Annotated in this window: 7 protein-coding genes and 1 pseudogene; 4 read left to right on the forward strand and 4 right to left on the reverse strand. The window is 69.4% G+C overall.

Annotated features, from left to right (window positions below; translation table 11 throughout):
• The first annotated feature begins 95 nt into the window (after positions 1-95).
• Positions 96-260, forward strand: coding sequence for a hypothetical protein (locus tag LN042_RS36400; protein WP_230055754.1), 165 nt, complete (start codon positions 96-98; stop codon positions 258-260).
• A gap of 16 nt (positions 261-276) precedes the next feature.
• Positions 277-786: an SUKH-4 family immunity protein gene (locus LN042_RS36405; RefSeq protein WP_230055761.1), complete on the forward strand. Its 510-nt coding sequence runs from the start codon at positions 277-279 to the stop codon at positions 784-786.
• Here LN042_RS36405 and LN042_RS38270 read toward each other — a convergent pair.
• A pseudogene (locus tag LN042_RS38270) lies at positions 744-2,279 on the reverse strand (ISL3 family transposase); the annotation flags it as partial. The gene LN042_RS36405 and the pseudogene LN042_RS38270 sit on opposite strands and share 43 nt — an antisense overlap.
• 23 nt (positions 2,280-2,302) lie before the next feature.
• Here LN042_RS38270 and LN042_RS36415 point away from each other — a divergent pair.
• Positions 2,303-2,590 carry a hypothetical protein gene (locus LN042_RS36415; RefSeq protein WP_230055756.1) on the forward strand — a complete coding sequence of 96 codons (288 nt, stop codon included), beginning with the start codon at positions 2,303-2,305 and terminating at the stop codon, positions 2,588-2,590.
• 171 nt (positions 2,591-2,761) lie between these two features.
• Here the strand turns inward: LN042_RS36415 and LN042_RS36420 are convergent, their stop codons facing one another.
• Both LN042_RS36420 and LN042_RS36425 read right to left on the reverse strand, forming a co-directional pair.
• Positions 2,762-2,926 (reverse strand): hypothetical protein, encoded by a 165-nt coding sequence (locus LN042_RS36420; RefSeq protein ID WP_230055757.1) that lies wholly within the window; start codon positions 2,924-2,926, stop codon positions 2,762-2,764.
• Positions 2,927-2,983: 57 nt separating this feature from the next.
• Complete coding sequence (locus LN042_RS36425; RefSeq protein WP_230055758.1) at positions 2,984-3,199, reverse strand: hypothetical protein; 216 nt, start codon at positions 3,197-3,199, stop codon at positions 2,984-2,986.
• A gap of 371 nt (positions 3,200-3,570) precedes the next feature.
• Between LN042_RS36425 and LN042_RS36430 the strand changes: the two genes are divergently transcribed.
• On the forward strand, positions 3,571-4,059 hold the full coding sequence (locus LN042_RS36430; RefSeq protein WP_230055759.1) for a hypothetical protein: 489 nt from the start codon (positions 3,571-3,573) through the stop codon (positions 4,057-4,059).
• Here the strand turns inward: LN042_RS36430 and LN042_RS36435 are convergent.
• The coding region (locus LN042_RS36435; protein ID WP_230055760.1) for a transposase at positions 4,031-4,472 on the reverse strand (442 nt) is incomplete at its 5' end. The two genes, LN042_RS36430 and LN042_RS36435, sit on opposite strands and share 29 nt — an antisense overlap.

The following is a 4,472-nucleotide window of genomic DNA, read 5'->3' on the forward strand; positions in this document are numbered from 1 at the left end:
CCTCATCACGTGATGAGGGTCTGCGAAAACGGCTCTGGCCGCGATTTCGTGACCGATCTTGAATTGAGCAGGCACGCCGCGAGATGCTGCAGGTTGTGAGCAGCGAACACGGCGACGAGTGGGCGGCGGTCGAGGATGAACTGCGGCTCGTGCTTTCGCAATCGTTGGATCATTTGATCACCAAGGAGCGGATGCTGCTCATCGGGGAGGCTCAGGCATGGGATATCCCCGGGAGCGACCGGCCGGACTGCCCTGGGTGAGTGGGGCCTGCCGCACCTGCCGCTCTTCACGCTCAGGCCGCAGACCGGAGTGGATCCCGTGCTGGTGCCAAACCTGGCAGGCGAATGCGAGCTGCGCTTGGTCAAGGACGATCAGCGACTCTACGGCCTCGGGTTCTGGGGGCCGAACGATGACAGCTGCGTCGTCGGCGTGGTTCCCGGCGATGGCCGTGTCCTTTGCCTTCGCCCCGCTCCCATCACCATCGACGACATTCCAGAGGTCCTCAGGCCCTACCACTCAGGCCTCCACAAACCGGCGGTCTCCTTCTTCAGCTCCTCGGTTGCCCAGTACGTCGAGACTGCCTGGCGCTGGCACGCGGCGATCCAGATCCTCCGGAAGGTCGAGGAACCTTCATTCACGGCTCCAGAGGCAGATCATGTCCGCCACTACGAGCGTCTCTACGCATGCGTGGAGCTTGTAGTGGACGTCGCACGACACATCGACCGCGCGGTCGCGGCCGATGATCAGTCGGTCTGGATCGAGCTGATACGCGGGAACTCCATCTGACCCTGCCGTTCCCTCTCGCTCACGGCCGGGTGAGGATCCGGATCCTCAGGAGCCGGAACGAAGCCCGGCCGTACATGGCTCTCTTGACCGTTTTCACCCTGTTGACGTGGCCCTCGACGATGCCGGAGCTCCAGACGAGGGTCAGGCCGGCGGTCACCGCGTCGAGGTCCTGCCGGAGGAACCCGGCGAAGCTGCGGATCGGGCCGGGGCTGTCTTGCTCGGCCTGGCGGATCCAGTCGAGCGGAAGATGGCCTCGGCGGTTGCGGACCAGCTCGTGGAAGACGCGGGCGAGGTCGCACGCCCTGGCGATGTCCGGGCAGGCAAGTCGGACCTGGTCGAGTTGCTCGACCTCGTCGGCGCTGAGCCGGTCGCGGTCGCGCGTGATCCAGGAAGTGATCTTGCGCGGGGGCTCGGTGCGACGGCGCGGGCCAGCTCGCCGGTATCAGCCCGCAATGCGGCGAGGTGCTTGCGGACGACCTGGACGCTGCCTCGGTAGCCCCGTTCAGTGATCTCGCGGAACAGCCGGGTTCCGCTCGTGCACCCGGCGGCGAAGCGGGAGTTGAGGTACGGCTTGAACGGCTCCAGCACACCGTCGGGGCGGCGGTCCCGGGCGGAGGCAGCAGGATGTCCAGGTCGGTGGTCTTGAACCTGCGCACGGTCTTGCGGTCCAGGCTCAGGTGGCGGGCGATCGCGCTGATCGTCCAGCCCTGATCCAGCAGCCGGTGGATGTCGGTATACCGGTGGCGGGTGCGCTCGACCATCGCCGTCTTCGGCAGCGCGAGCGGTGGCAGATCGATCAGGACGGGCTCCGGCGGGTCCTCGGCCGCGGTCGGCGCCTCGTCGTCGAGAAGTTTGCGCAGGCAGGAGCGGTGCTGGTGGCAGGTCTTCTCCACCGCCGCCGACAGGTTCTGCAGCAGGTGCCAGCGGTCTGCGACCTCCAGGGCACCGGGTGCGGCCTGCTTGACGGCCTTGGTGTAGGCACTGGCGCGGTCACGGCAGATGATCTCCGCCCCCGGGTGGGCGGTCAGCCAGGCCGCGAAGGTCTCGGACGTGCGGTCGGGCAGGACGTCCACGACTCGACCGGTCTCGACGTCGACCAGGATGGTGCCGTACCGGCGGCCGCGGCGGAATGCGAACTCGTCCACCCCGAGGACGCGCGGAGCCCGCTCCGGCACCGGTGGTTCCTCCAGCAGTTCCAGCAGACGGGTCCGCCCGGCGGCCAGGTGGAGCTTGCGGCACAGCCGCTCGCCGGCCCGTCCGCCGAGCTCGGCGGCCACCGTCGTCAGCCACTCCTTCAACCCCAGGCCGGCCCGGCGATGAGGCTCCGTCAGCCGGTCCACCTGCTCGACGAACGTCCTACGGTCGCACGACTTCCGGTCGCAGAAGAACCGCCGAACCCGCAACCGCACCACCAACTTCTGTCCACCCAGCGGCCGTTCCGAGAGCCGGCGGCGATAGGTCGAGTGCACTCTCCGCCCTTGCCATCGGCAGCCCGGGCAAGACGGCGCAGGAGGTCATGGAGGCAACCCGGGCAGAGCACGGCGATCCCGATGCCCAGGCCCAGGCGGCCGCCGTCCAGGCCAAGATCCCCGAGGTGCAGCGGAAGATCCAGTTGTTCACGCAGTGGGCCGGCGAATGGGATGCCCGCTACAGCGGGTTGCTGCATAACATCGCCGGCCATGCCAACACGGGGTACCTCGACGGAGACAACGCGATGCTCGACGGCGCAGCGATCGCCTCCGACACCCAGGCAGCCCAGAAGACTCTGCAGCAGCCGCCCGAGTGGGCCGGCAGCGGCTCCTGACACGTGGCGGGACTCCCTCCCGAGGGGAACCCCGCCACGCGCTGCCGGCCGCCGACGCCTGTGTGCCGGTGGACCGGACGACCGGACGAACAGGCCCCAGGCCAATGCGAGCATCCCACTTCCAGCAGCCCGGTTGTTCGGTCGTCCGGTTCTTGCGTCGAAGGCGGGATGTCAGCCGAGCTTCCAGACCACGTCCGCCTTGTTGGTGGCGTCATCGCCCTTGAAGGCCACGAAGACTGGCGTCACGGCCTGGGGCAGCAGGTAGATCTCGCAGGTGGTGACCGACGCGCCGCGGCTCAGGTTCAGGGCTGCGGCGGACGCTTCCTGGCACGGCACGAACGGCACACCCCAGGAGGGGGCGTGGTCGTAGGCGTGCTTGTCCGCGGAGGCCAGTTAGAGCTCCCGGGTGTACGTGCCCATGTCTCCGTCGCCGTCCAGCTCGGTGTAGCTGGCCGTCACGTAGTACGGCGTCCTGCCGTCGATCAGGCCGATTCCCAGCTTGTCCACCGCCGCAGGGTCGCCCTTGACCACCGACACCGGAGTGACGCTCAAGTGGACCGGGTCCTTGGCCGGTCCCTGGATGTCGGTGGCGGTGGCCTGCGTCTTCAAGGGGAGCGGATCGTCGAAGCCACTCGCGGGGCCGTCCGACGGACTGCCAATCGGTGTGGGTTTGGACGGACTGGGTGGGGGCGGAATCGGGGAGGGCTTATCCGGGCCGCAGGCGGTAAGCAGCACGCCTGCTGCAGCCAGCGGGACGGCCGCACGCAGCAGCCGGTCAATCGTCATGGTGCGTCCCCCGTGGTTGGCTTGCCCCGAGCGCGCCCCCCTGCACACTCTCCGACTACACATCCTAACTTCCCGTCAGGAGCGATTCCCAAAGCGGACGTAGCTTCAAGTTTTCGCTGATCAGGCATGTAGTGGTTGCCGGGTAGGCAGGCTGGATCCGCTGTGTCCACGCTCGCTGTGTGCGGAGGTGGCGGATGCCGTCGGTGCTGGGACTGCTGGAGGAACGTGAACGGGCCGCGTTGGCCCGGGCGGAGGAGCTGCGCGCCGAGCTGGAGCGGGTGCAGGCGGCGGTGGCCGAGGCTGAGGAGGCCGCGCGGCGCGCGGCCGTCGCCCGCGAGGAGGTCGTCGATGCTCTGGCCGCAGCGCCGGGCATGCCGGTTCCCGAGGCGGTGGAGGCTGTGGGCGGTGTTGCGACCAGGGTCGAAGTCCCGCCGCGGCGTGAGGGGTTGGATGTTGCGGTGCTGCCGGGCGACTGCGCGGCGATCGTGGCGCTGGTCGAGGACGACGCGGCCGGGGGTGGGCGCGGTGTGCGGGCCCGGCAGATGCGTGATCATCTGGGCTGGCGGGTCAGTGACGCGCGCGAGCAGGCCGCTCGGTTCCGCGCCAAGCGGTTGGTGGAGCGTGGGTGGTTGTGCGAGGACGGGCCGGGGTTGTTCAGGCCGCGGCCGGGGCGGGCCGGTTGAGGCGGCGGGCAGCTGGGGTACCCCGGCCGGCCGGGCGACGGGTGGCGGGGATGCTCGCGGCCCACCAGAGCATGGCTTCGGCGCTGTCGGTGCGCATCTCGTAGTCCCGGGCCAGGCGACGGGCCCGGATCAGGTGCGAGAAGCTGCGTTCGACCACCCAGCGGCGCGGCAGCACGGTAAACCCGGCCACGTCGTCGGGGCGTTTGACGATGGTCAGGGCGATCGCGAGGACGGTGGTAGCGAAGTCGACGAGCCAGCCGGTGTATCCGCCGTCGGCCCAGACCAGGGTGATGGCGCGGTGCCGGGCGCGCAGGCGCCGGTCGCGGCCGGCGTCGCGGTCGCCGACGGATGCCGCGGTGACGATCACGACCAGCGGCAGGCCGAGGGTGTCGACGGCGATATGCCGTTTGCGG

The organism is Kitasatospora humi, assembly GCF_020907985.1.
GTDB lineage: Bacteria > Actinomycetota > Actinomycetes > Streptomycetales > Streptomycetaceae > Kitasatospora > Kitasatospora humi.